Origin of the sequence: Pseudomonas taiwanensis, from assembly GCF_013393345.1 — a bacterium.
In the GTDB taxonomy this organism is placed as follows: Bacteria; Pseudomonadota; Gammaproteobacteria; order Pseudomonadales; family Pseudomonadaceae; genus Metapseudomonas; species Metapseudomonas resinovorans_C.
Genome location: NZ_QJRF01000061.1, coordinates 224089 through 249610 on the forward strand (window position 1 = coordinate 224089; position 25522 = coordinate 249610).

Below are 25522 nucleotides of genomic sequence, written 5' to 3' on the forward strand. Positions count from 1 at the left end.
TCAGTCGGCCTTCTTCAGATCGACCACCACAGCGGTGGCGGCCAGCCAGGCGGCGATCAGGGTGACGAAGTAGAGCAGGTCACGCAGATCGATCACGCCCTTGCTGATGGCATCGAAACGGGTCAGGAAACTCAGCGAAGCCACGGCATCCAGCAGCCACTGCGGCGCCCAGCTGCTGAAAGCGTCCAGCACCAGTGGGAAGCCGCTGACGATGAACAGGAAGCAGACGCTGACGGCGAGGATGAAGGCGATCACCTGGTTCTTCGCCAGTGCCGACATGCAGGAGCCAATGGCCAGGAAGGCCCCGGCCAGCAGCCAGCTGCCAATATAGCCGGTGACGATGGCGCCATTGTCCGGCTCACCCAGGTAGTTGACCGTGATCACCATCGGGAAGGTCAGCAGCAGTGCCAGCCCGGCGAAGGCCCAGGCGGCGAGAAACTTGCCCGTGACCGCCTCGAAGCGGGTGATCGGCAGGGTCATCAGCAACTCGATGGAGCCGGACTTGCGCTCCTCTGCCCAGAGTCGCATGGCGATGGCCGGCACGAGGAACAGGTAAAGCCACGGATGGAAGTTGAAGAACGGCGCGAGGCTCGCCTGACCACTCTCGTAGAAACCGCCCAGGTAGAAGGTGAAGACCCCGGACAGCACCAGGAAGATCACGATGAACACATAGGCCAGCGGCGTGGCGAAATAGCTCGCCAGCTCGCGTTTGAAAATCACCGGCAACTGCCTCATGCCGCTTCTCCCCGGGTCAGTCGGCGGAATACTTCGTCGAGACGACCGCGCTCCACGTCCAGCTCCTTCACTTTCCAGCCCCGCTGGTGAATCAGTTGGTTCACCTGCGGGAAGATCACTTCGCCCGGCTTGGCCAGGATGGTCAGGCCGCCCGGGATAGCGTTCTCCTCGATGCCAGCCACGCCCGGAAGCACCGCCAGCGCCAGCATGTCCAGGGGTTCCTCGGCCACCAGGGTGACGGCCTGGTGATAACGCGAGCGGCTTTCCAGTTCGAACGGGGTGCCGTCCGCCACCACCTTGCCAGAGGCGATAACCAGCGCGCGGGTGCAGACCGCCGTGACCTCTTCGAGGATGTGGGTCGAGATGATCACGATCTTGTCGTGGGCCAGGCTCTTGATCAGTTGGCGCACCTGGTGCTTCTGGTTCGGGTCGAGGCCGTCGGTCGGCTCATCGAGAATCAGCACGCTGGGGTCATGGAGGATCGCCTGGGCCAGGCCGACACGGCGCTTGTAGCCCTTGGAGAGGGTTTCGATGGATTGGCCGAGGACGTTGTCCAGCTCCACCTGCCCCACCGCACGGGCCACGCGGGCCTTCTTCTCGGCTCCGCGGAAACCGCGGACTTCAGCGATGAACTCGAGAAAGCCGCGCACCGTCATGTCGCCATAGCAGGGCGCACCTTCCGGCAGGTAGCCGACTTCCCGCTGGGCTTTCAGAGTCTGGGTCTGAATGTCGAAGCCGAAGATGCTGGCACTGCCGGAGGTCGGGGCGAGGAAGCCGGTGAGCATCTTCATGGTGGTGGACTTGCCCGCGCCGTTGGGGCCAAGGAACCCCAGCACCTCCCCCGGTGCGACGCTGAAGGACAGGTTATCCACGGCGGTATGCTGCGCGAAGCGCTTAGTCAGATTTGTTATTTCGATCATGGCCTTTAGTCCCAAAGGGAGCAGCCCCTGGCCATGCTGGCCACCGGGGCCTTGCAAAACGCCGGCGGACTATAAGGAGTGATCCGCCGCCATTGCAAGACGGGCATTTGTGCCAATAGTTGCAGGAATCTTCGGGCTAAAACGACGGCCCGCGCCTTTTTGCGACCCGACGGGGAATACGGCAAACTAGCCGCCCCGAGCAATTGCTCGTTTCACAGCATTACCCCGCCATGACCCGCTCCCCCTTCCGCCGCCTTGCCTTTGGTGCCCTGCGCCGCCTGCTTTATCTGTGGGTACGTTCGGAAACCATCAACCAGTCGGCGTTCACCCTGAAGCTCGACCGCAGCAAGCCGGTGTTCTACGTCCTGCAACAACCGTCGGCCAGCGATCTGGCAGTGGTGGATCGGGAGTGCACCAAGGCCGGCCTGCCGCGCCCGGTACTGCCCGTGGCGGTGGGCGACCTGATGGAGCAGGCGGCCTTTTTCTATCTGCAACCCGAACCGGGCTGGCTCGGCGGCCAGGACAAGCGCGCGGCCTCCCCGACCCTGGTGCGGGTGCTGGGCGCCATCGAGCGGCAGGCTGTGGAAGACGCGCAGATCATCCCCGTGACGGTGTTCTGGGGTCAGTCGCCCGACCGCGAGACCAGCCCCTGGAAGCTGCTCTTCGCCGATAGCTGGGCGGTGACCGGCCGCCTGCGCAAGCTGGTCAGCATCCTCATTCTCGGACGCAAGACCCGCGTGCAGTTCTCCGCGCCCATCCACCTGCGTGAACTGGTGGAGCAGGACAAGGGGCCGGAGCGCACCCTGCGCATGGTCAACCGCATCCTCCGCGTGCACTTCCGCAACCAGAAGACTGCGGTGATCGGCCCCGACCTTTCCCACCGCCGCAACCTGGTCAAGGGTCTGGTGCGCGGTCCACTGGTTCGCCAGGCCATCGCCGACGAAGCCGAGCGCGAGAAGATCAGCCTCGCCACCGCCGAAGCGCAGGCGCTGAAGTACGGCAACGAGATCGCCTCCGACTTCGCCTACACCGCCATCCGTTTCCTCGAAGTCGTGCTGTCCTGGTTCTGGAACAAGCTCTACGAGGGCATCAAGGTCAACCATATCGAGCAGGTGCAGGAGATCGTGCATGGCCACGAGGTCATCTACGTACCCTGCCACCGCAGCCATATCGACTACCTGCTGCTGTCCTACCTGCTGTTCCGCAATGGCCTGACACCGCCGCACATCGCCGCCGGCATCAACCTAAACATGCCGGTGATCGGCGGCCTGCTGCGCCGTGGCGGTGCCTTCTTCATGCGCCGCACCTTCAAGGGCAATCCCCTGTACACGGCGGTATTCAATGAATACCTGCACACCCTCTTCAGCCGCGGCTTCCCGGTGGAGTACTTCGTCGAGGGCGGGCGCTCGCGCACCGGGCGCATGCTGCATCCGAAAACCGGCATGCTCGCCATCACCCTGCGCAGCTTCCTGCGCTCCTCACGCCTGCCCATCGTCTTCGTGCCCGTGTACATCGGCTATGAGCGCGTGCTGGAAGGCCGCACCTACCTGGGTGAATTGCGCGGCGCGAGCAAGAAGAAGGAATCCATCTTCGACATCTTCAAGGTCATCGGCGCCCTCAAGCTGCGGTTCGGCTCGGTGGCGGTGAACTTTGGCGAGCCGATCAAGCTGGCCGAATTCCTCGACCAGCAGCAGCCGGACTGGCGCACCCAGGAGTTGGGCCCGCAGTTCCGCCCGGCCTGGCTCAACGACACCACCAACCAGCTCGCCGTACGCATCGCCCGCCACCTCAACGACGCGGCAGCGATCAATCCGGTCAACCTGGTGGCCCTGGCGCTGCTTTCCACCAGCCGCCTGGCCCTGGATGAACGCGCCCTGACCCGAGTGCTCGACCTCTACCTGGCACTGATTCGCGCCGTGCCTTACTCGCCCCACGCCACCCTGCCGGAAGGCGACGGTCAGGCGCTGATCCAGTACGTGCAGAGCATGAACCTGCTGGCCGAACAGAAAGACGCGCTGGGCAAGATCCTCTACCTGGACGAGCAGAACGCCGTCCTCATGACCTACTACCGCAACAACGTCCTCCACGTCTTCGCCCTGCCCGCACTGCTCGCGTGCTTCTTCCAGAGCAGCGCGCGGATGAGCCGCGAGCAGATCCTGCGCTACACCCGCGCCCTGTATCCCTACCTGCAGGCCGAGCTGTTCATCCGCTGGGACGCCAGCGAACTGGAAGGCGTGGTGGACCAGTGGCTGGCGGCCTTCGTCGAGCAGGGTTTGCTCAAGGTGGAGGGTGACGTCTACGTGCGTCCGGCCCCGAGCTCGCGGCAGTTCGTCCTGCTGACCCTGCTGGCCCGAGCCATCGTCCAGACGCTGCAGCGTTTCTACATGGCCATCGCCCTGCTGCTGAACGCCGGACAGAACCAGCTGAGCGCCGAGGAACTGGAAGACCTCTGCACCGTCATGGCCCAGCGCCTGTCGATCCTCCACGGCCTTAACGCCCCGGAGTTCTTCGACAAGAGCCTGTTCCGCCACTTCATCCAGACCCTGCTGGACCAGCGCGTGCTGCGCCGGGACGACGCCGGCAAGCTGGGTTATCACGAACTGCTCGGCGAACTGGCCGAGGGCGCCGCCAAGCGCGTGCTCCCCGCAGAGATTCGCCTGTCCATCCGCCAAGTGGCATTCGATCGCCAGGCCGAAGCGGAACCGGAAGCCGTGGTAGAAGCTGGCTGACCCGCATCCCCGCCAGGCCTTCGGGCCTGGCGCTTTCCTGTACCGCCCGCTTTAGACCGTTCCTACAGGACATCCGGACCGCTTCCGGCAGGCGTGGCCGGGACCACTTCGTACCATTCGGCGCTGCATCGCCTCGGTCCATCGAGCACATCACCAGCCCTGAACACGGAAGGCCCCGTCCCATGCTCCTGAGAACCATCACTGTCGAGAACGGCACTGGAGAGGTGGTCAACGCTGCCGTCCTGTGCAGCTTCGCCATTCCCCAGATCGATAGAAACATCCTCGTCTACACCCTCAACGAAGAAGACCGCCACGGCACCGCGAAGGTGTACGTGACCAGCGCCGTTCCCCAGGAGAACGGCTATCGCCTGGCCAATCTGGAATCGGAGCAGGAATGGCAGTGCGCCCTGGCGGTGCTCAAGCAGATCACCAAGGGGGAGCAATCGTGAACACGAACGAAAAAACGCAGTTCCACTTCGTCCGGCTCGATGGCGAAATCACCGGCGCAGACGAGAGTCCTCCAAAGGCCCGGGAACACCGCAGCCTCGCCATCAACCGTTCCTCGGTGAACAAGCTGATCGCCACACGGCAGAGTGCCAACACCGGTGATCCGCTGCCCTCTTCCCGCCCACCGCTGGCGGATCCAGACGCCAGGGAAGCCGCACCGTCCGTCCCGTTCCACAGCCACTCCCTGAGCGTGGATTTCAGCCTGCCGCCACCGACCACTGAAACCGCGATCGCAACAGAGCCCATGCCCAAAGCGGAGGAAGTGCGCGAAGAGGCACCAGGCGTGCAAGGTGTCGACGAGGAAGCCCGCCAGGAAGAGACAGCGCTGCCCATCGCTTCCGAGCAGGAGCCGGTATCCGGGGACACCCCGGCACCCGAACCCGAACTGAGCATAGAAGCCGCCGACCTGCGGAGTTTCAGCGTCGAACTCGCAACGCAAGTCCACGCCGAGCCATCCGATGCGACAGCACTTATGACGGAGCAACCCGAGGAGGCGCCGGAGCTCGAATCCACCGTTCCACCTTCCCTTGGCGGCGATGCGGACAATCTCCTGTACGACGTGCAGAACACCCTCGATTCGCTCGCGGACATGGCCAAGGGGCTCACCCAGCAGAAACTGGACGCGCTGAAAAATCAGGAGGGTCTGGAGCAACGCAAGTTGCAACTGCAGGAGAAGGAGCGCCTCCTCGCCGACAAGGAGGAGCAATTGCGATTGCTGGAAGCGCGCCTGACGCGCGAAGTCGGCAATCTGGAGCGTAGCGCCGAAGACAACGCCCGAGCCCTGGCCGAGCGCAGTGCCGCGCTCAAATCCCTGGCCGAGAACGTGGAAGCGCGGGACCGCAGCACTGCCCGGCTCGCCGACACCCTGCGCCACGAAAAGCAGCGCAATGACGAGTTGACCGAAGCCCTGCAGCGTCGCGGCGATACCCTGGACGAACGCGAAGCTGCGCTCGCCCGAAAGCAGGACGAACTGGCCGAGAAGCTCAAGCAATTGATCGCCGCCAAGGACCGCTTCCGCGCGCTGGTCAAGGCGTTCAACGAAACGGTGCAGTTCAACGACACTCTCAACGCCATCTCCAGCACCGCACTGGACGACAACCCGCACTGACCCTCAATCGCCCCCACTCGGGGGCGATATCCTTTGGGGAGGCTCGAAGTCCTGGCCCAACGCACTTCGCCTTCTATAGTGGGTCCTATCAATCCCACATGACCCCCGAGGCCTCCATGAGAACACTGCCCCTGATCCTCGCCGGCAGCCTGCTCGCCGCCTGTGCCGGCCAGCCCACCGAGCAGACGAGCCACCTGGAAGGTGAAGTCTTCTACCTGCAACGCATCGCGCTGCCGCCCACCGCTACCCTCAGCGTCAGTCTGCAGGACGTTTCCCTCGCCGATGCGCCGGCGGTGGAACTGGCTCGCCAACAGGGGCCGATCCAGGGCCAGGTACCCCTCGCCTTTCGCCTCGACTACGACCCCGCCAAGGTCCAGCCCAACCACCGCTACGCCGTGAGCGCACGAATCGAACTGGACGGCAGGTTGATGTTCATCAGCACCGAGCAGCACTCGGTTAAACTCGACGGCTCCGACCCGCAGCCACTGCGCATCAAGGTCGACCCGGTCCGCTGACCCTCGAGGCGAACCGCCCCCAAATAGCCACAAGGATGCAGCCATGATCCGCTTCGCCACCCTCTGCGCCGGCCTCGCCCTTTCCGCCAGTGCCTTTGCCCTGTCCATTGCCGATCTCAGCCAGTCGGATGCCAGCGGCGGCCTGAAGGATGCCTTGACCCAGGGTGCCAAGGTCGCCGTCCAGCAACTGGGCAAGCCGGGCGGTTTCGCCGACAACCCGGACGTCCGCATCGAGTTGCCGGGCAACCTCGGCAAGGCTGCCAAGACCATGAAGATGATGGGCATGGGCGCCCAGGTGGAACAGCTCGAAGACACGATGAACAAGGCCGCCGAGGCTGCGGTACCACAGGCCCAGGCGTTGCTGGTGGACGCCGTGAAGAAGATGACCGTGCAGGACGCCAAGGGCATCCTCAGCGGCCCGGACGATGCCGCTACCCAGTACCTGAACAAATCCAGCCGCGAGCAGCTGCGCGCCAAGTTCCTGCCCATCGTCAAGCAGGCCACCGACAAGGTTGGGCTGGCCCAGCAATACAACAGCTTCGCCGGCCAGGCCGCGAGCTTCGGCGTGGTGAATGCCAAGAGCGCCAATATCGAGAGCTACGTGACCGAGGAAGCCCTGGACGGCCTGTTCAAGATGATCGCGGAGCAGGAAGCCAGCATCCGCCAGAACCCGGCGGGTGCCGCCACTAGCCTGGCGAAGAAGGTGTTCGGGGCGCTTTGAGCGTCACAACGCTGTGAAGGAGCCCGGTTTTATTCCGGGCTTTTTTGTGGGGTCGGTTAGCAAGTTTTATCTTGGGCAGTTCAGTTCATTGCCGAGCGGGTTGCGGATTTCTGTTTCGCCTTCCCAGGCGAGTTTGGGCTTCAGGATTCCCTGGAATCGCCGGCGCGAGTCACCCCTCTCCTCTTCAGGGAGGGGGGCCGGGGGTGAGGGCGGTATCCACAGGCCTGGGCCCCGCAATGAGACCCGATGCCCCTCACCTCCCCACAACCTCCACCCGCTCCTCCCCCAACGCCTCATCCAGCCCCTGATGAAACCACCTCAGCGCCTGCTCGAAGCGCCCGTGCCAAAGCCGGTCACTGGCGCCGGCCTGGATTCCCGCCTGCACCCGCGCGGCCATGGCGAAGTCTTCCTCCAGCGCCGAATAGAGAATGGCGTTGTTCTTCTCGAAGTAGCGTTGCGCCTTCTCCGTTGCAGGTGCCTCCGGCAGCAAGGTATGCCCCAGTACACGGGTCGCCAACGGGCCATCGGGGAAGACGGTGGAAAAGTCGATGTGGTCAGGCTCCACCAACACCAGCGTATTGGGCCAGAGGAAATACAGCAGGTTGCCGTGCTGTCGCAGGTTCCAGTCCTGCTCGGGCTGGTCGAGGATCTCCCGCAGGTTGCGCTTCACGTAGTAGTTGCGGATATGCCGGCCGAAACGCTCGAACAACCCCAGGTTCGGCCAGAACAGATGGTCGATGGTGGCCTGGTGTGCCTTGGTGACGTGGTAGTTCTCCAGGAAGGTGTCGATGGTCAGTTTCCAGTTCACCGGCCGGCGGATGTCCTGAGGATCGAAGAGCACATGATCGTCCAGGGCGAAGCTGTCGAAATCAGCCAGGATCTGCTCGCCGAAGAACGAGTCCATGTCCAGTGCCGGCCCCGGTGAATGCCGAGCCCAGACAGCGCCAAAACGCTCGGCCACCGGCACTTCGGTGAGATTCAGGCAGGCACGGTCGATTCCCTCGAAGCCGTAGCCGTGGGGAATGCCGCGCAACTGGCCGTCGGGGTTGTAGGACCAGGCGTGGTAGGGGCAGACGAAGACCCGGTTGCGCCCGCACGCGTCGCCCACCAGTTGGGTCCCCCGGTGCTTGCAGACGTTGAGGAATGCGCGCAGCCGTCCCTGCTCGTCGCGGGTCAGCAGGAGCGGCGCCAGCAGATCACGGGTGATGAAGTGGCCGGCGGGAATTTCGCCGGAGCGGGCCACCAGCAGGGGCTCGCGACGCAGGACCTCGTCACGTTCGCGGCGGTAGCGGCGCTCGTCCAGGTACAGGTCCACGGGAAGCGATGATGGCGTCTCGACGCATTCGGACACGCCCTGTTCCACCAGGGCCAAGGTCCGTTTGAGCAAGTCCACCTGGGTCGCGTGCTGCATGGGCACCTCGTCTTGTTGTCGGGGGCAGAGACAAGCCCGGCCAGTCTCTGCCCCCCGGCGATCGACGCCAAGAGCCTGGGAAGAAGTGGCCTGATGATTGGCAGGATCGCCGGGGGAGGCCCATGAAAAAGGCCCCCGAAGGGGCCTTTGTCGTCAGAGGCTGGGCTGCGTACCTGGCACGGGTACCGTCCGGGTCTGCTCTGCCTCGGCCGGCTTGACGCGGAACCAGGCCGCATAGAGCGCGGGCAGGAACAGCAGGGTCAGGGCCGTGGCGACGATCAGTCCGCCCATGATGGCGACGGCCATCGGACCGAAGAACACGCTGCGCGACAGCGGGATCATCGCCAGCACCGCAGCCAGGGCGGTGAGCACAATGGGACGGAAGCGCCGCACCGTGGCTTCGATGATGGCGTGCCAGCGATCCAGACCCTGGGCGATGTCCTGCTCGATCTGGTCCACGAGGATCACCGAGTTGCGCATGATCATCCCCGCCAGGGCGATGGTTCCGAGCATGGCGACGAAGCCGAAGGGCTGGCGGAACACCAGCAGGAAGAGGGTCACGCCGATCAACCCCAGGGGCGCGGTGAGGAACACCATCGCCGAGCGCGAGAAACTCTTCAGTTGCAGCATCAGCAGGGTCAGCACGACCACGATGAACAGCGGCATGCCGGCGTTCACTGACTTCTGCCCGCGCGCGGAGTCTTCCACCGTCCCGCCCACTTCCAGCAGGTAGCCGTCCGGCAACTCGGCGCGGATCGGGTCCAGCGTCGGCGAGATGTCCTTGACCAGGCCAGCCGGCAGCGACTTGTCATAGATATCGGCACGCACGGTGACAGTCGGCAGGCGATTGCGGTGCCAGATGATGCCTTCCTCGAAGCCGTATTCCAGGGTGGCGATCTGCGACAGCGGCACGCTACGGCCGTTGTCGGTGGGTATCGCCAGGCTCGGCAGCAAGGCCAATTCCTGACGCTCGCGCACCGTGCCACGCAGGAGGATCTCGATCAGCTCGTTGTCCTCGCGGTACTGGCTCACCGGCGCGCCGGTCAGCGAGCTCTGCAGGAAGCGCGAGAGATCGGCGGTACTCACACCCATGGCACGCGCGCGGTCCTGGTCGATATTCAGGCGCACCACCTTGCTTGGCTCTTCCCAGTCCAGGTGCACATTCACCACATGCGGGTTCTCGCGCACTTTGTCGGCCACCTTGCGGGCCAGGGCGCGGACTTCATCGATGTGCTCGCCAGATACGCGGAACTGCACCGGGTAACCCACTGGTGGACCGTTTTCCAGGCGCGAGATACGGCTGCGCAGCGTGGGGAATTCGTCGTTCAGCACCTGGATCAGCCAGCTGCGGATTTCTTCGCGCGACTCGATGGATTTGGCCAGCACCACGAACTGGGCGAAGCTCGCCGCCGGCAGTTGCTGGTCCAGCGGCAGATAGAACCGCGGCGAACCGGTGCCGACATAAGCCACGTAGTTATCCACACCCGGATGCTCACGCAGGAGCTGCTCCAGGCGCTTCACCTCGACCTCGGTATTAGCCAGGGACGAACCCTCGCCCAGCTTGAGGTCGACCATCAGCTCCAGGCGTCCGGAAGACGGGAAGAACTGTTGGGGCACGAAACGGAACAGGGCGATGGAGGCAACGAAAGCCGCCAGGGTCAGCAGGATCACTGTCTTGCGCCGCCGCACGCACCACTCCACCACGCGACGGACGCGCTGGTAGAAGGGCGTGCTGTACGGATCGTGGCCCTTGTCGCTGCCGCCATGTTTCTTCGCGTGCAGCTTGGCAAGGTCAGGCAGCAGGCGGTCGCCCAGGTAGGGCACGAACATCACCGCGGCGATCCAGGACACCACGAGGGCGATGGTCACCACCTGGAAGATCGAGCGGGTGTATTCGCCGGTGCCGGATTGCGCCGTGGCGATGGGGAGGAAGCCGGCGGCGGTGATCAGCGTGCCGGTGAGCATGGGGAACGCGGTACTGCTCCAGGCATAGCTCGCCGCCTTCAGGCGGTCGTAGCCCTGTTCCATCTTGATGGCCATCATCTCCACCGCGATGATTGCGTCGTCCACCAACAAGCCAAGCGCGAGCACCAGGGCGCCAAGGGAAATCTTGTGCAGGCCGATGCCGAGGTAATACATGGTGGCGAAGGTCATCGCCAGCACCAGCGGAATGGACAGCGCCACCACCAGGCCGGTACGCAGGCCCAGGGAGAAGAAGCTCACCAGCAAGACGATGATCAGCGCCTCGGTGAGCACGCGAACGAACTCGCCCACCCCGGTCTTCACCGCTGCCGGCTGGTCCGACACCTTGCGCAGCTGCATACCGGCCGGCAAGTCCTGTTGCAGGCGGGCAAACTCGCTTTCCAGCGCCTCGCCGAGCACCAGGATGTCGCCGCCGCCCTTCATGGACACCGCGAGACCGATGGCGTCCTCGCCCATGAAGCGCATGCGCGGCGCGGGCGGGTCATTGAAGCCACGGCGGACGTCGGCGACATCGCCGATACGGAAAGTGCGGTCACCCACGCGGATGGGGAAGTCGCGGATTTCCTTCACGGAATCGAAACGGCCGGAAACCCTCAGTTGCACACGGTCGCTGGGGGTTTCGAAGAAGCCAGCGGCGGCCACCGCGTTCTGATCTTCCAGGGCTTGCTGGACGGCGGCGAGCGGCAACCCCAGGGTCGCCAGCTTGACGTTGGACAGTTCGATCCAGATCTTCTCGTCCTGCAGGCCGAGCAGCTCCACCTTGCCCACGTCCTTGACCCGCTGCAGTTGCAGCTGGATGCGGTCGGCATAGTCCTTGAGCACGGCGTAGTCGAAACCTTCACCGGTCAGCGCATAGATATTGCCGAAGGTGGTACCGAATTCGTCGTTGAAGAACGGCCCCTGGATGCCCGGCGGCAAGGTGTGGCGGATGTCGCTGATCTTCTTGCGGACCTGGTACCAGAGCTCGGGAATCTCGTTGGAGTGCATGGAGTCCCGCGCGATGAAGGTCACCTGCGACTCGCCGGGCCGGGAGAAGGAGATGATCTTGTCGTACTCGCCGGTCTCCATCAGCTTCTTCTCGATGCGTTCGGTGACCTGACGGGACACTTCCTCGGCGCTGGCGCCCGGCCAGTTGGTGCGGACCACCATGGCCTTGAAGGTGAAGGGCGGGTCTTCGCTCTGCCCCAGCTTGGTGTAGGAAATGGCCCCGACGATGCCCAGCAGCAGCATGATGTAGAGGACGATCTGGCGGTTCTGCAGCGCCCAGGCGGATAGGTTGAAGTTCACGGCGCCTTACTCCTTGGCCAGCATCTTCACCGAACGATTGGCGCGGTCCACCGGCCGCACCTGCTGGCCTTCGCGCAGAACCTGCACGCCGGCGGCCACCACCCAGTCATCGGGCTGGAGGCCTTCAAGCACCGGCACGCGGTCCTCGCCGTAAGGGCCAACGCGCACCAGGCGGCGCTTCAGCGTGGAGTCCTTCGGATCGACTATCCAGACGTAAGGCTGGCCGGCCTCGGCGGTGAGCGCCGAAAGCGGTACGGAAAGCGGCACGGAGCCATTGCTGCGAATGAACACACGGGCGCTCTGGCCCAGCTCCGCCGGCGCCTTGCCATCGATGAAGGCGACCCGCGCAGCGAACGTGCGCGACTGCGAATCGGCGGCCGGAGCGAGCTCACGGATTCGTGCCGGGAATCGTTGGCCAGGCAGCGACCAGAGCTCCACAGCAACGTCCTGCCCCACCTTGAAGCGATCGATGGCGTGCTCCGGCAGGCTGATCAGCACTTCGCGCTCACCGTCGACAGCGAGGGTGAAGACCGTCTGTCCGGCGGCCACAACCTGCCCGACTTCGGCCCGGCGGGTGGCGATGACGCCGTCCTGGGACGCACGCAGCACGGTGTAGGCAGCCTGGTTGCTGGCGACGTTGTGTTCGGCCTTGATCTGCTTCACCCGCGCTTCGCCCGCGCGGTACTGGTTCTCGACGTTGTCGTACTGGGAGCGACTGATCATCTGACGGTCCAGCAGGGTGCGGTAGCGATCACGCTCGGCCCGCACCAGCTTGAGGTTCGCGTCGGCCGCAGCCACCTGGGCGCGGCTGGCCTCCAGTTGCAGGCGCACGTCCTCCGGGTCGAGCTCGGCCAGGGCCTGATCCTTCTTCACCCGCTGCCCCACTTCCACCAGGCGCTTGGCGATCTTGCCGCCGATGCGGAAAGCCAGGTCCGGTTCGTAGCGCGAACGCACCTCGCCCGGGAAGGTATCCACCGCATCCGCAGCGGGCTCGGGCTGCACCACCATGGCCGGACGCACCACCTGTTGCACAGGCTCCCCATTACCGCAGGCCGTGATCAGAAGGGAGAGGGAAAGGGGCAAAGCGATGGGCAAGGCATGGCGAAACATGATGAATGACCTTTCGCGAAGAGCAGCTGGAATATTTATACTGCTGGGTATAGTAAAAATAGCAAACTCACCAGTCCAGTATTTAGAAAGAAATGTCAGACAATTCATTTCCGACCAGCGGCCCAGGCCGCCCGAAAGATCCAGCGAAGAGAAAGGCCATTCTCGAAGCTGCGAAGAATCTTTTCCTACAAAAGGGCTACGACGGCAGCAGCATGGACGCCATCGCCGCCGAGGCCGGCGTGTCCAAGCTGACGGTCTACAGCCACTTCACCGACAAGGAGACGCTGTTCTCTGCCGCGGTGAAGGCCAAGTGCGAGGAGCAGCTACCAGAGCTGCTGTTCGAACTGCCGGCGGACGCCAGCATCCAGCACGTGCTGCTGAACATCGGCCGCAGCTTCCATCGGCTAATCAACAGCCGGGAATCCCTGGAGCTGCACCGGGTGATGGTGGCCATGGCCAACCAGGATCAGAAGCTGTCTCGAATGTTCTACGAGGCGGGGCCGCTGCAGATCCTGCAGGAAATGACCGGCCTGCTGGACCACGCCAACCAGGCGGGCAAGCTACGCATCGACCACCCACAGAACGCGGCCGAGCATTTCTTCTGCCTGATCAAGGGCGGGCACAACTTCCGCATGCTGATCGGCTGCGCCGCAGCGCTGGAGGGGGACGAAGCCGAAGAGCACGTCCAGGAAGTGGTGGAGCTGTTCATCAGGGCCTATGCACCCTGAGCGATTGGCTGATGGGGTTCCGCAGGCCGGGCTGAGGTAAGCGGCCCGGCCAACTGGCTGTCAGCTACCCAGCTTCTTCTTCGGGTAGATGTCGTAGCGGCTGGACTTGCCTTCCAGCGCATAGCCCGGCTTGGCGCCATCGATGATTGGCGCCTTGCGTGGCCGCTTCACCACCACCCGGTGGCTGGCCAGGGCCAGGGCAGCCTCCAGCAGGGCCGGCGCATCCTGGTCATCCCCGACCAGCGGGCGGAACAGGCGCATTTCCTTCTTCACCAGGGCGCTCTTGTCGCGGTGCGGGAACATCGGGTCGAGGTAGATCACCTGGGGCGCTTCGCCTTGCCAGTTGCGCATCAGTTCGATGGCATTGCCATGCAGCAAGCGCATGCGCGCGGCAATTGCCGCCGTTTCCAGGTCCTTTCCCGCGCGGACTAGGCCATCTTCCAGCAGGGCGGCGATCAGCGGCTGGCGCTCGATCAGCGTCATGTCGCAACCCAGCGTCGCCAGGACGAAAGCATCACGACCGAGCCCCGCCGTGGCATCCAGTACCGTTGGGCGCACGCCCGGCTGCACGCCGACGGCCTTGGCAATCATCTGCCCACTGCCGCCCCCGAACTTGCGCCGGTGGGCGGAAGCGCCCTCGACGAAATCCACCCGCACCGGCCCGGGCGAGTCCGGCCCCAGTTGCAGCAGTTGCAGGCCCTCACCGCCCAGTTGCAGGGCGAAATCCGCCTCGCCATCGCGCGACAGGCCCAGGCGCGCCGCCCAGGCATCCAGCGCTTCGGCAAAAGCCGGCTCCAGGGCCTCAGCCCTCACCCTGACAGAATCTTCACTCATGGACGCCATCGCCTGACCGGTAAAAACCCGCGCATTCTGCCAGACCAGGGACGGAGATTCGCGCCCGTCTCAGCGGCACATGTGGAATCGCCCCATATCCAGGTGGAAGTGGTCGTGATGGGCGGCGTTGTAGTCCGGGCCGAGGGTCACACTGAAATGTTCACAGGCCGCTTTCCGCACCTCGCGCAGGAACCGGGCATTGTCGCCCTCCCCGGCCCAATCCCTGGCCACCGAAATACGACGACCGTCGGCCAGCCGGAATCCGGCAATATCCAGCGCATTGGCCGATGCATGCTGACTGCGGCGCTGGCTGCCGCCGATATTGCGACAGGCGAAGCTGCCGAGGTGATCGATACGCACCACGCGCTGGCGAAACACTTCCTGCGCGGCGGGTTGCAGGCCGTGGCGCTCGAACAGGGCGACGGCCACGGCAAGCTCGCAGGTGGCGATGAAGCTGCTGTTGAAGGCGAGCTCGGATGCACTGATGCGCACGCTGTTGGAAAGGGGGCAGCCGGCCACCGGGGCGCTATCGGGCACTACCGAATAGCGCAGCGGAGAACTGGCGAGTGCTTGTCGGCAAAGTTGGGGGTCGCCCTGCAGCCGCGCGAGCTTGAAACGGGTCACCAGGCCTGGCGCATCCCGTACATCCAGCGGCGCCCAGGGATTCCAGCGTGGCGGCAGTTCCAGGCGCCACCCCCGTTCCAACGTCGGCGCCAGCAGGAGGGCTAGCGCCGCGAGACCGGTCAGGATTCGACGCAAGACAGGCTCATGGCCTGAACAGATCGTTCAGGCGATCGAAGGGCATCGCCCGGGACATCGGTTCGAAATCACCCCGACGCAATGCCTCGGCTGACTGGAAGAACGCACCCAGCGCGACGCGCGCCAGAGTCGAACCGACGCTGACGCGCCGGACCCCAAGCTCGGCCAGCTCATCCAGGCCCAGCTTCAGACTGGCCGACCCCACCAGCACGTTCACCGGACGCGGCGCCACGGCGTGCACGACCTCATGGATTTGTTCACGCGTGGTCAGGCCGGGCGCATAGAGCACATCGGCGCCAGCTTCCGCATAGGCGACCAGCCGGCGCAGGGTGTCGTCCAGGTCGGGGCGACCATGAAGGTAATTCTCCGCCCGCGCAGCCAGGGTGAACGGAAAGCCGAGACCGCGCGCCGCCGCCACAGCGGCGCGAACGCGTTCGACAGCGAGCTCCAGGGGGTAGATGGGCTCGTCGGGACGTCCACTGGCGTCCTCGATGGAGCCGCCTACCAGGCCGACAGCCGCGGCAGCACGAATGGTCGCCGCGCAATCCTCGGGCTGATCGCCGTAACCGTTCTCCAGGTCCGCCGCCACCGGCAACGGCGTGGCGTCCACGATCTCGCGGGCATTGGCCAGGGCCTCGTCGCGACTGACATTGCCTTCGGCATCCCGTCGTCCCAAGGCGAACGCCAGACCGGCACTGGTGGTTGCCAGGGCATGGAAACCGAGATGGGCAAGCATCTTCGCCGAACCGGCGTCCCAGGGGTTGGGCAGGACGAGGACTCCGGGGCCGCGATGCAGGCTGGCGAAGGCTTCACCGCGTTGTGCTTGGGTGGTCATGGCAGGCTCCGCATTCCAGGGGAAGAGTTCAGCCTAGCCCAAGGTGGTGCGAGACAGTTCGTGCTGCGGCGAACTGTCGATGCGGATTGCCACGCCGCTATGGCACCTCGGTCAGCGGTCAGAGCAGGCCAAGTTGTTGCGCTGGCGGCTCTGGAAGCACCAGCTCCGGCAGCCCTGGCAGGCGCTCGCGGAGACAGGCATGGAAGCGCAGGGCCTGGGCAGCTGCCAAATGGTTGTCCGGGGTATGCAGGAAGATGTTCGGCGTGAGGCCCTGCTCGATCCAGCCAGCAATCTTCTCCAGCCAGGGCGCGAGGAATGGTTGGTTGGCATCCAGGTCCGGCCCGCCGATGAAGCGCACCTGCGGACTGCCGCTGAACGCCGTGGGGCGCACTGGCACGCGGGGTTTCTTCGATTGGGCATGGAGTACGGCCGGGTCCTGGGAGCGAACGCTGAACAAGGCCCGCGAATCCAGGCAGATTCGCTCGACGCCGCGCTCATGCAACAGACGGTTGAGCAGTCTCTCGTCGTCGCTCTTGTCGAAGAAGGCGGGGCTGCGCACTTCCACGGCGATAGGCTGATGCTGGAACTCGTCCAACCAACAGGCCAGCTCGCCCAGCCGGTTCGGGCCGAAGGCAGCCGGCAATTGCAGCCAGAGCGGCGCGAGGCGCTGGCCAAGGGGCGCAAGGAGCCTGAGGAAGTCGGATGTGGCGGCGAACTGGTCGCGGAGATCGCCTTCGTGGCTGATGTCGCGGGGCACCTTTGCACAGAAGCGGAATTGTTCCGGCATCGTGTTCGCCCAACGCTGCAGGGTGTCGGCGGAGGGACGGGCGTAGAAGGTGGTGTTGCCTTCCACCGCGTTGAACACCTGGACGTAATGGCCAAGGGTATCGGCGGGTCGCAGGTCAGCAGGGTAGAAGCTGCCACGCCAGGCCGGCTCGTTCCAGGACGGGCAGCCCAGATGGTAGGGCAGCATCAGGCGTAGAGATCGAGCCCGAGAACTTCGGGAGCGTCGTATTCGGCGGTCATGCTGGCGGTGCTGCTGTAGCTGGCGATGGCCTGGGCGGCACGGTTGCTGATGCTGCGCTGCTGCTGGATCAGGTCCTGCGGGCGCACCGGCAAGCTGTCTGTGGAGCCATTGCTGGCCTGTACACGACGGAGTTGCGGAGCCTGTTCGTAACCCTGGGTCGAAGACGGGGTACCCGGCTGCTCACGACGAGCTTCTTCTTCACGCTGGACCTCGCGGTAAGGCGTAACCGCGCTGCCCTGACGGGGGCTGCGTTCCAGTGGGAAGGAGGAGGTAAAGCCGTCGATGCGCATCGATTACTGCTCGGCAGTGCTGGCGTTTCGAAATTATAGCCGGTGGACTCTAGCCGTCCGGCCACGGCTTGGCAATCCGCGGCACGGGGCTCAATGGCGCAATTCTACTGCGGCGCCTTGGGCGTGGCGACGTTGTCGCGCAGGTAGACCGGTTGCGCCTGGTCGGCGGGCAGGCCCTCACCTCGCGCCCAGGCGAAACGGGCCAGGGCCAGCAGGTCTTCTGCATGGGGTAGCAGGTTTGGTGACTGGCCGCTGATCGCAACCGGAATCCGTGCGGCGAAGGTGCCCCAACCGGTGCCGGCCCCGTACCAGTCACCGCTCGCATCGCGCGGTAGCAGTGCCTGCTCGGGCGGCAATACCGCTTCCCCACCGGCCAGGCGCATTTCGCCTGCGTCCAGGCGGTAGCAGCCCCAATAGACCTCATCCATGCGCGCATCGATGGCGGCAGCCACCTGGTCGACACCCTGCTCGCGGTGGGCGCGCTGGGCCAGAACGGCCAGATCGGACACCGGCAGCACCGGACGATCCAGGGCGAAGGCCAGCCCCTGCACAACGCCAATGGCGATACGCACGCCGGTGAAAGCCCCGGGACCACGACCGAACGCGATGGCATCCAGCGCCGACAGCGGTACACCGGCCTCGCCCAGCAGGGTCTGGATCATCGGTAGCAGACGCTGGGCGTGCAGACGCGGGATCACCTCGTAGTGGCTGAGCACCTTGCCGTCGTGCAGCAGGGCGACGGAGCAGGCTTCGGTGGCGGTATCCAGGGCCAGCAGAGTGGTCATCGATCAGTCCAGACGCAGAAAAAGGCGCGCATTATAAACGCCAACGGCCCGCAAGCGGGCCGTTGGTCAGATACGGGCTGCGTCTCAGCTGAGAGCGGCCAGCACCTTGGAGGTGATCTCGTCCACCGAACCCACGCCGGCAATGGCGCTGTACTTCGGGGTGCCTTCAGCGGCGGAGAGCTTCTGGTAGAAATCCACCAGCGGTTTGGTCTGCGAGTGGTACACGGCGAGACGCTTGCGCACGGTCTCTTCCTTGTCGTCTTCGCGCTGGATCAGGTCTTCGCCGGTTTCGTCATCCTTGCCGGCAACCTTCGGAGGGTTGTGCTCGGTGTGGTAGACGCGGCCGGAGGCCAGGTGCACACGGCGGCCCGCGATACGACCGACGATTTCTTCGTCGTCCACGGCGATCTCGACCACGTGGTCGATGCTCACACCGGCTTCCTTCATGGCTTCAGCCTGAGGGATGGTGCGCGGGAAACCATCGAAGAGGAAGCCGTTGGCGCAGTCGGGCTGGGCGATGCGTTCCTTGACCAGGTTGATGATCAGGTCGTCGGAAACCAGGCCACCAGCATCCATGACGCTCTTGGCCTGCAGGCCGAGCTCGGTACCGGCCTTGACGGCTGCGCGCAGCATGTCGCCGGTGGAAATTTGCGGAATGCCGAACTTCTTGGTGATGAAACCGGCTTGAGTACCTTTGCCGGCACCAGGGGCCCCCAGCAGAATCACGCGCATCGATGTGCTCCTCAAAGATTTTATTTTCAGATCGGTCGGATTTGCCTCATGGGGCCAATCTCAGAATAGGTTTTCGGCGTCGCTGTCGGGCCAAAAGGACGTTCAAGATACACAGCGCCCCTATAGCGCACAAGACGCCGGAAGGAGGGGCGAAAACGGCCTCAACCGGTGTTGCGGAGCCCCGCTGCGATGCCCGCAACGCTCACCAGAAGGGCCTGTTCCAACGGCCCTTCGACGTGCTCTTCGCAGCGTCTGGAACGGGCCAGGAGCTCCGTCTGAAGCAGGTGCAGGGGGTCCAGGTAGGTGTTGCGCACACTGATGGCTTCGCGGGTCTCCGGGTTATGCGCCAGAAGCTCGGACTGACCGGTCAGAGCCAGTACCGAAGTACGCGCCTGCGACAATAGGTCGCGCAACTGCGCACCCAGGGATTTCAGCTCTTCCGGCACCAGCCGCTCGTCGTAGAGCGCGGCGATATTGGCATCGGCCTTGGCCAGGACCATCTCCAGCATGTCGATGCGCGTGGCGAAGAACGGCCAGCGCTCGCGCATCCGCTCCAGCAGTTGGGTTTCACCACGTTGCTGGGCATTGGCCAGGGCCGCTTCCCAGCCCAGCCAGGCCGGCAGCATCAGGCGTGTCTGGGTCCAGGCGAAGATCCAGGGGATCGCCCGCAGGCTTTCCACCCCGCCGGCGCGGCGCTTGGCCGGTCGGCTGCCCAGCGGCAGACGGCCCAGCTCCTGCTCGGGCGTCGACTGGCGGAAATACTCGACGAACTGCGGATGCTCACGCACCACCGCGCGGTAGGCGGCCACACCGTCCGTCGCGAGGCGGTCCATGGCGGCGCGCCAGGCCGGTTCCGGCTCCGGTGGAGGCAGCAGGGTCGCCTCCAGGACAGCAGCCAGGTAAGTGTTGAGGTTCTGTTCGGCGATACCCGGCAAACCGAACTTGAAGCGGATCATCTCGCCCTGTTCCGTGGTGCGGAAACGCCCTGCCACAGATCCCGGCGGTTGCGACAGGATCGCCGCGTGGGCCGGACCGCCGCCGCGCCCCACGGTGCCACCGCGGCCGTGGAACAACAGCAACTCCACCTGATGCTCTCGGCACACTTCCACCAGGCGCTCCTGAGCACGGTACTGCGCCCAGGCGGCAGCGACGGTGCCGGCATCCTTGGCCGAGTCGGAGTAGCCGATCATCACTTCCTGCGGGCCGTGCAGCCGGGCGCGATAGCCGGGCAGGCCCAGCAGGCGGTCGATAGCGGGCCCCGCGTTGTCCAGATCGGCCAGGGTTTCGAAAAGTGGCACCACGCGGATAGGCCGTTGCAACCCGGCTTCCTTGAGCAGCAATTGCACCGCCAGCACATCGGATGGAGCTCCGGCCATGGAGATGACATAAGAGCCAAGGGAAGCAGCCGGCGCATGGGCCACCACGCGGCAGGTGGCGAGTACTTCGGCGGTGTCGGCGGAGGGTCGGTAGTTCGCAGGCAGCAGCGGGCGGCGGTTGTCCAGTTCCCGCTGGAGGAAGGTCAGGCGGGTCTCTTCATCCCATTCGGCATAGTTGCCGAGGCCCAGGTAATCGGTGATCTCATCGAGCGCAGCGGCGTGGCGGCCGGCGTCCTGACGGACATCCAGGCGTACCAGGAACAGGCCGAAGGTGGCCGCACGGCGCAGGCAGTCGAGCAGCGCGCCGTCGGCGATCACGCCCATGCCGCACGCATGTAGCGAGTGATAGCAGAGTTCCAGGGGGTCCAGCAGCTGGGCGTTCTCGCTCAGCACCTCGGTACCCGGCGCGACGTCGCCATCCAGTGCAGCTTCCGCCCAGGCACGGGTGGCGCGCAGGCGGTCACGCAGTTGCTTGAGTACCGCACGATAGGGTTCGGGATGGACACCCACCCGCACCCGCAACTCATCGCTCGCCTGCTGCATGGACAGCTCGGAGGCCAGGTGGTCGATGTCACGCAGATAAAGGTCGGCCGCCATCCAGCGCGCCAACAGCAGCACCTGGCGGCTGATGGCGGCGGTGACATTGGGATTGCCGTCGCGGTCGCCCCCCATCCATGACGCGAAACGCACCGGCGCGGCGGTCAATGGCAGGCGCAGGCCGGTAGCGGCGTGCAGGGTCCGGTCGACATGGCGGAGAACATTGGGCAGGGCGTGCCAGAGGGAATGTTCGATCACCGCGAAGCCCCATTTCGCCTCATCCACCGGGCTTGGCCGGCTGCGGCGGATTTCCTCGGTGTGCCAGGCCTCGGCGATCAGGCGCAGCAGGCGCAGGCGCGTCTGTTCGCGCTCGGCATCGCTGAGATCTGCATGGTCCAGGGCCGCCAGTTGCGCGGCCATGGCGTCGTATTTCTGGATCAGCGTGCGGCGTGCGACTTCGGTGGGGTGAGCGGTCAATACCAGTTCGATGTCCAGCCGTCCGAGCTGCCGGGCCAGTTGCTCCGGGCCGTGCCCGGCGTGGAGCAGGCGCTGCAACAGGTCGCCGAGCACTGAATCTTCGAAGGGTTGCGGTTCGGACGTGCCGCGCCGGCGGATACGGTGGTACTGCTCGGCGATGTTCGCCAGGTTGAGGAACTGGTTGAAGGCGCGAGCCACCGGCAGCAGCTCGTCGTCGCGGAGGCCGTCGAGGGTCTCGATGAGCTGGCGCTCGCCCTGGGCCGAGCCTTTGCGCGCGGCCTTGGCGCCCTTGCGAATACGCTCGATCTTGTCGAGAAAGGCATCCCCCAGTTGGGCGCGAATGGTGTCGCCGAGCAACTCGCCGAGCAGGTGGACATCTTCACGCAGGCGCACGTCTATTTCGGCCATTGCCTTCCCCTCCTTAGCTGGATTCGACCTCCAGATTGCCGATAGCGCCATGCAGATACAAGGGTGCGACGAACGGTGTATCCCCATGCGCCTGCGAGCTAGTCTGAACAGTAGCCGCCATCACGAATGACGACTCCCGGGTGGCAGAGACCGCCCGGAGTTCAAAGCCACCCACAACCACGTGGGAAGAGGATGAGGTGTCTATGAAGATCCGAGAACTGGTCCGCCATTGGGAGCAGAACGCCAAGGGTCGCCTGACCCGCAGCGAGTACAGCATTCATCTGGACCTGGAGTCCGCAGCGCGACTGGCCGCCCTGGCCGAGATGTACCCCAAGCGCAGCGTCGAGGAATTGATCGGGGAGCTGGTCGGCTCCGCCCTTGAGGAGCTGGAAGCCAGCTTCCCCTACGTCAAGGGCAGCCAGGTGGTCGCCACCGACGAGCAGGGCGACCCGCTCTATGAAGACATCGGGCCGACGCCCCGTTTCCTGGCCCTTTCACGCCGCTACCTGCGGCAGTTGAGCGACCCGCGCGACAACACGAACCACTAGACCGCCGCTGTCCGTTTCAGCCCCGTCGATGCACGCCCGGCACGTGCAGGTGGCCTGCGTGCGCGCATTCCTCGCTGGTCACTGGCGGTGGTCCGGGCTGTTCCAGTTCGCGGAGGATGCCGCAGGCTTCGCTGGCGCCGACGCCGCTGCAGCGCGCGCGCAGCTCCCTGAGCTGGTCGCGCAGGGAATGCAGTTCGGCGATCCGCACCTCCACATGGTGCAGGTGCTCCTCGATCAGTCGATTGGCGGTACCGCAATCGGCCTCAGGGCGATCGCGCAGGGCCAGCAGCGCGCGGATTTCTTCCTGGGTCATGTCCAGCGAACGGCAGTGACGAATGAAGGACAGCCGCTCCACATGGAGCGTGTCGTACTGCCGGTAGTTGCCCGCACTGCGCGAAGGCTCGGGCAACAGGCCTTCACGCTCGTAGTAGCGGATGGTTTCCACGGGGCAACCGGTGAGGGTCGCCAGTTCGCCGATCTTCATGCTCGACCTCCGCTTGACTCTGTAGTTGCTACAGGGTGTGCAATGCCACTCGAAGCGTCAAACAGGAATTGACCCATGAGCCACCATTGCTGCCACGACCATGACCACGCGCCCCGTTCCGCCACGCCGGAAATAGCCGCCGTCGCCGCTACCGCCGAAGCGCGCTGGAGCAGCCTGCGCATCGACGCCATGGACTGTCCCACCGAGGAGCGCCTGATCCGCGACGCCCTGGGCAAGGTCCCGGCCGTCGAGGCGCTGGAATTCAACCTGATGCAGCGCCTGCTGCGCGTGCGGCACCGTTTCGACAACGTCGAGCCCTTGCAGCGCCTGATCGAAAGTCTCGGCATGCAAGCGGTGCCACTGGCCGAGGGCGCTGCCGCCACGGCGCCGGCCCAGGCGAAAAAGCCCTGGTGGCCCCTGGCGCTGGCGGGGCTCGCAGCACTGGCCGCGGAAGCCTGTGAATGGTTTGGCCTGGCGCCCGAGTGGGTGATCGCCGGGCTGGCGATACTCGCCATCCTCGGTGCCGGCCTGCCCACCTACAAGAAGGGCTGGATCGCCCTGAAGAACCGCAACCTGAACATCAATGCCCTGATGAGCATCGCGGTCACCGGCGCCTTGCTGATCGGCCAGTGGCCGGAAGCGGCGATGGTCAGTGTGCTGTTCGCCATTGCCGAACTGATCGAAGCACGCTCGCTGGAACGCGCGCGGGACGCCATTCGCGGCCTGCTGCAACTGGCCCCCGAGCAGGCGACCGTGTTCGAAGACGGTCAGTGGCGCGAGCGTGCGGCACGCGACGTACTGCCCGGCGACCGCCTGCGAGTGCGTCCCGGCGAGCGCATCGCCCTCGACGGGGAAGTGCTGAGCGGGCGCTCCAGCGTCAACCAGGCCCCCATCACCGGCGAAAGCCTGCCGGTGGAGAAGGACCTGGGCGACCCGCTGTTCGCCGGCACCATCAATGGCGAAGGTGAAATGGAGTACCGCGCCACCCGCGTCGCCGACGACAGCACCCTGGCGCGCATCATCCACGCGGTGGAAGCGGCGCAGGGGGCGCGCGCGCCGACCCAGCGCTTCGTCGACCGCTTCTCGAGCATTTACACGCCAGTGGTGATCGCCATCGCCGTACTCACCGCCCTGCTTCCCCCGCTGCTGTTCGACGGCGCCTGGCTCGACTGGCTCTACCGTGCGCTGGTGCTACTGGTCATCGCCTGCCCCTGCGCACTGGTGATCTCCACACCGGTGACCATCGTCAGCGGCCTCGCCGCAGCGGCGCGGGGCGGCATCCTGATCAAAGGCGGGGTATTCCTCGAACTCGGCCGCAAGCTTGCGTGGGTGGCCCTGGACAAGACCGGCACCCTGACCGAGGGGCGCCCTCGGCAGACCGATTTCGAACTGCTGCAGGCGGGCGAGCGCGATGCCCGAGTCCTGGCGGCCAGCCTCGCCGCCCGCTCTGACCATCCCGTGTCCCAGGCCGTGGCACGCGCCGCCGAGGTCGACGGTATCGCCCTCTACGCTGTGGATAACCTGGCCGCCCTGCCCGGCCGCGGCGTCAGTGGCCAGATCGCAGGCCATAGCTATCACCTGGGCAATCACCGTCTGGTGGAAGAGCTCGGTCTCTGCGGGCCAGAGCTCGAAGCGCGCCTGGACGTCCTGGAAACACAGGGCAAAACAGTGGTGGCGCTGTGTGGTGAAAACGCCGTGCTCGCGCTGTTCGCGGTGGCGGATACGGTGCGTGACAGCAGCCGCGAAGCCATCGGCCAGCTGCATGAACTGGGGGTGAAAACCCTGATGCTCTCCGGCGACAACCCGCACACGGTGCAAACCATCGCCGACCAGGTGGGCATGGATGACGCCCGCGGCAACCTGCTGCCTGAAGACAAATTGGCCGAGATCGGCAAGCGCCAGTCGGGCGGTGTGCCCGTGGGCATGGTCGGCGACGGCATCAATGACGCTCCCGCCCTGGCCCGCGCCGACATCGGTTTCGCCATGGGCGCGGCCGGCACCGATACCGCCATCGAAACCGCCGGCGTGGCGCTGATGGACGACGACCTGCGCAAGCTGCCGCAATTCATCCGCCTGTCCCGCCGTACCCACAGCGTGCTGATGCAGAACATCAGCCTGGCGTTGGGTATCAAGGCGGTGTTCCTGGCGTTGACCCTGATGGGCGAAGGCACGCTGTGGATGGCGGTGTTTGCCGATATGGGTGCCAGCTTGCTGGTGGTGTTCAACGGGTTGCGGTTGTTGTCGCCGAATTCATTGCGCTAACAGAACGTAGGTTGGTCTGAGCGCAGCGAAGCCCAACGTTGCCCGGTTCGGCCCCGCCGTTGGGCTTCGCGTAGCTCAGCCGCAACCTACGCCAGCGCGCCCTGGTAAATCTTCACCTGATCTGCACCAAACGCCACGTAGGTTGGCCTGAGCGCAGCGACGCCCAACGTTATCCGGTTCGGCTCCGCCGTTGGGCTTCGCGTAGCTCAGCCACAACCTACGCCAGCGCGTCCTGGTAAATCTTCACCTGATCCGCACCAAACGCCACCAACAGAACGTAGGTTGGTCTGAGCGCAGCGAAGCCCAACGTTGCCCGGTTCAGCTCCGCCGTTGGGCTTCGCATAGCTCAGCCACAACCTACGCCAGCGTGTCCTGGTAAAACTTCACCTGATCTGCACCAAACGCCACGTAGGT

22 protein-coding genes are annotated in these 25522 nt (G+C 65.1%); 8 read left to right on the forward strand and 14 right to left on the reverse strand.

The window, feature by feature from the left end; genetic code table 11:
- Together DM872_RS15450 and DM872_RS15455 are read right to left on the reverse strand one after the other, a co-directional pair.
- Entirely contained in the window at window positions 1-735 is a 735-nt protein-coding gene (locus DM872_RS15450; RefSeq protein ID WP_179060310.1) for an ABC transporter permease subunit, read from the reverse strand.
- Entirely contained in the window at window positions 732-1655 is a 924-nt protein-coding gene (locus DM872_RS15455; RefSeq protein ID WP_179060311.1) for an ABC transporter ATP-binding protein, read from the reverse strand. Before DM872_RS15455 ends, DM872_RS15450 begins: the two co-directional genes overlap by 4 nt.
- 230 nt (window positions 1656-1885) lie before the next feature.
- Between DM872_RS15455 and plsB the strand changes: the two genes are divergently transcribed.
- The 5 genes from plsB to DM872_RS15480 all read left to right on the forward strand — a co-directional run bounded on the left by plsB (window position 1886) and on the right by DM872_RS15480 (window position 7235).
- On the forward strand, window positions 1886-4384 hold the full coding sequence (plsB, locus tag DM872_RS15460; RefSeq protein ID WP_179060312.1) for a glycerol-3-phosphate 1-O-acyltransferase PlsB: 2499 nt from the start codon (window positions 1886-1888) through the stop codon (window positions 4382-4384).
- Window positions 4385-4566: 182 nt separating this feature from the next.
- Entirely contained in the window at window positions 4567-4833 is a 267-nt protein-coding gene (locus DM872_RS15465) for a hypothetical protein (protein ID WP_179060313.1), read from the forward strand.
- On the forward strand, window positions 4830-5999 hold the full coding sequence (locus DM872_RS15470; protein ID WP_179060314.1) for a hypothetical protein: 1170 nt from the start codon (window positions 4830-4832) through the stop codon (window positions 5997-5999). The genes DM872_RS15465 and DM872_RS15470 overlap by 4 nt, the downstream gene beginning before the upstream one ends.
- Window positions 6000-6115: 116 nt before the next feature.
- Window positions 6116-6514 carry a YbaY family lipoprotein gene (locus tag DM872_RS15475; RefSeq protein ID WP_179060315.1) on the forward strand — a complete coding sequence of 133 codons (399 nt, stop codon included), beginning with the start codon at window positions 6116-6118 and terminating at the stop codon, window positions 6512-6514.
- A gap of 43 nt (window positions 6515-6557) precedes the next feature.
- Window positions 6558-7235 carry a DUF4197 domain-containing protein gene (locus DM872_RS15480; RefSeq protein WP_179060316.1) on the forward strand — a complete coding sequence of 226 codons (678 nt, stop codon included), beginning with the start codon at window positions 6558-6560 and terminating at the stop codon, window positions 7233-7235.
- A 253-nt stretch (window positions 7236-7488) separates the two neighbouring features.
- Here the strand turns inward: DM872_RS15480 and DM872_RS15485 are convergent, their stop codons facing one another.
- The 3 genes from DM872_RS15485 to DM872_RS15495 form a co-directional block, all read right to left on the reverse strand.
- Window positions 7489-8646, reverse strand: a complete 1158-nt coding sequence (locus DM872_RS15485; RefSeq protein WP_179060317.1) for an aromatic ring-hydroxylating oxygenase subunit alpha — start codon at window positions 8644-8646, stop codon at window positions 7489-7491.
- Between the two features lie 153 nt (window positions 8647-8799).
- Window positions 8800-11916, reverse strand: coding sequence for an efflux RND transporter permease subunit (locus DM872_RS15490; RefSeq protein WP_179060318.1), 3117 nt, complete (start codon window positions 11914-11916; stop codon window positions 8800-8802).
- 6 nt (window positions 11917-11922) lie between these two features.
- Window positions 11923-13026 carry an efflux RND transporter periplasmic adaptor subunit gene (locus DM872_RS15495; protein WP_179060319.1) on the reverse strand — a complete coding sequence of 368 codons (1104 nt, stop codon included), beginning with the start codon at window positions 13024-13026 and terminating at the stop codon, window positions 11923-11925.
- A 92-nt stretch (window positions 13027-13118) separates the two neighbouring features.
- Here DM872_RS15495 and DM872_RS15500 point away from each other — a divergent pair, with 92 nt between their 5' ends.
- The gene (locus tag DM872_RS15500; protein ID WP_077527645.1) at window positions 13119-13754 is read left to right on the forward strand and encodes a TetR/AcrR family transcriptional regulator; all 636 of its coding nucleotides are present in this window, start codon (window positions 13119-13121) and stop codon (window positions 13752-13754) included.
- A 60-nt stretch (window positions 13755-13814) separates the two neighbouring features.
- Here the strand turns inward: DM872_RS15500 and DM872_RS15505 are convergent, their stop codons facing one another.
- The 8 genes from DM872_RS15505 to ppc form a co-directional block, all read right to left on the reverse strand.
- Entirely contained in the window at window positions 13815-14588 is a 774-nt protein-coding gene (locus DM872_RS15505) for a class I SAM-dependent methyltransferase (RefSeq protein ID WP_179060320.1), read from the reverse strand.
- Between the two features lie 69 nt (window positions 14589-14657).
- Window positions 14658-15347, reverse strand: a complete 690-nt coding sequence (locus DM872_RS15510; RefSeq protein ID WP_179060321.1) for an extensin-like domain-containing protein — start codon at window positions 15345-15347, stop codon at window positions 14658-14660.
- Between the two features lie 7 nt (window positions 15348-15354).
- The gene (locus DM872_RS15515) at window positions 15355-16182 is read right to left on the reverse strand and encodes an isocitrate lyase/PEP mutase family protein (protein WP_179060322.1); all 828 of its coding nucleotides are present in this window, start codon (window positions 16180-16182) and stop codon (window positions 15355-15357) included.
- Between the two features lie 118 nt (window positions 16183-16300).
- Entirely contained in the window at window positions 16301-17155 is an 855-nt protein-coding gene (locus DM872_RS15520) for a DUF72 domain-containing protein (RefSeq protein WP_179060323.1), read from the reverse strand.
- A complete protein-coding gene (locus tag DM872_RS15525; protein WP_179060324.1) occupies window positions 17155-17499 on the reverse strand; it encodes a hypothetical protein in 345 nt (114 codons plus the stop codon). The genes DM872_RS15520 and DM872_RS15525 overlap by 1 nt, the downstream gene beginning before the upstream one ends.
- A 104-nt stretch (window positions 17500-17603) precedes the next feature.
- Window positions 17604-18284 (reverse strand): tRNA (adenosine(37)-N6)-threonylcarbamoyltransferase complex dimerization subunit type 1 TsaB, encoded by a 681-nt coding sequence (tsaB, locus tag DM872_RS15530; RefSeq protein WP_179060325.1) that lies wholly within the window; start codon window positions 18282-18284, stop codon window positions 17604-17606.
- Between the two features lie 84 nt (window positions 18285-18368).
- On the reverse strand, window positions 18369-19016 hold the full coding sequence (adk, locus tag DM872_RS15535) for an adenylate kinase (RefSeq protein WP_179060326.1): 648 nt from the start codon (window positions 19014-19016) through the stop codon (window positions 18369-18371).
- A gap of 161 nt (window positions 19017-19177) precedes the next feature.
- Complete coding sequence (gene ppc, locus DM872_RS15540) at window positions 19178-21814, reverse strand: phosphoenolpyruvate carboxylase (protein ID WP_179060327.1); 2637 nt, start codon at window positions 21812-21814, stop codon at window positions 19178-19180.
- Between the two features lie 203 nt (window positions 21815-22017).
- Here ppc and DM872_RS15545 point away from each other — a divergent pair, with 203 nt between their 5' ends.
- Window positions 22018-22362, forward strand: coding sequence for a pilin assembly protein (locus DM872_RS15545; RefSeq protein ID WP_179060328.1), 345 nt, complete (start codon window positions 22018-22020; stop codon window positions 22360-22362).
- 16 nt (window positions 22363-22378) lie between these two features.
- On the opposite strand, the gene cadR is transcribed toward DM872_RS15545, so the two are convergent.
- A complete protein-coding gene (gene cadR, locus DM872_RS15550) occupies window positions 22379-22846 on the reverse strand; it encodes a Cd(II)/Pb(II)-responsive transcriptional regulator (RefSeq protein WP_077527635.1) in 468 nt (155 codons plus the stop codon).
- A gap of 75 nt (window positions 22847-22921) precedes the next feature.
- Here cadR and DM872_RS15555 point away from each other — a divergent pair, with 75 nt between their 5' ends.
- Window positions 22922-25108, forward strand: a complete 2187-nt coding sequence (locus DM872_RS15555) for a heavy metal translocating P-type ATPase (protein WP_179060329.1) — start codon at window positions 22922-22924, stop codon at window positions 25106-25108.
- The last annotated feature ends 414 nt before the right edge of the window (window positions 25109-25522 follow it).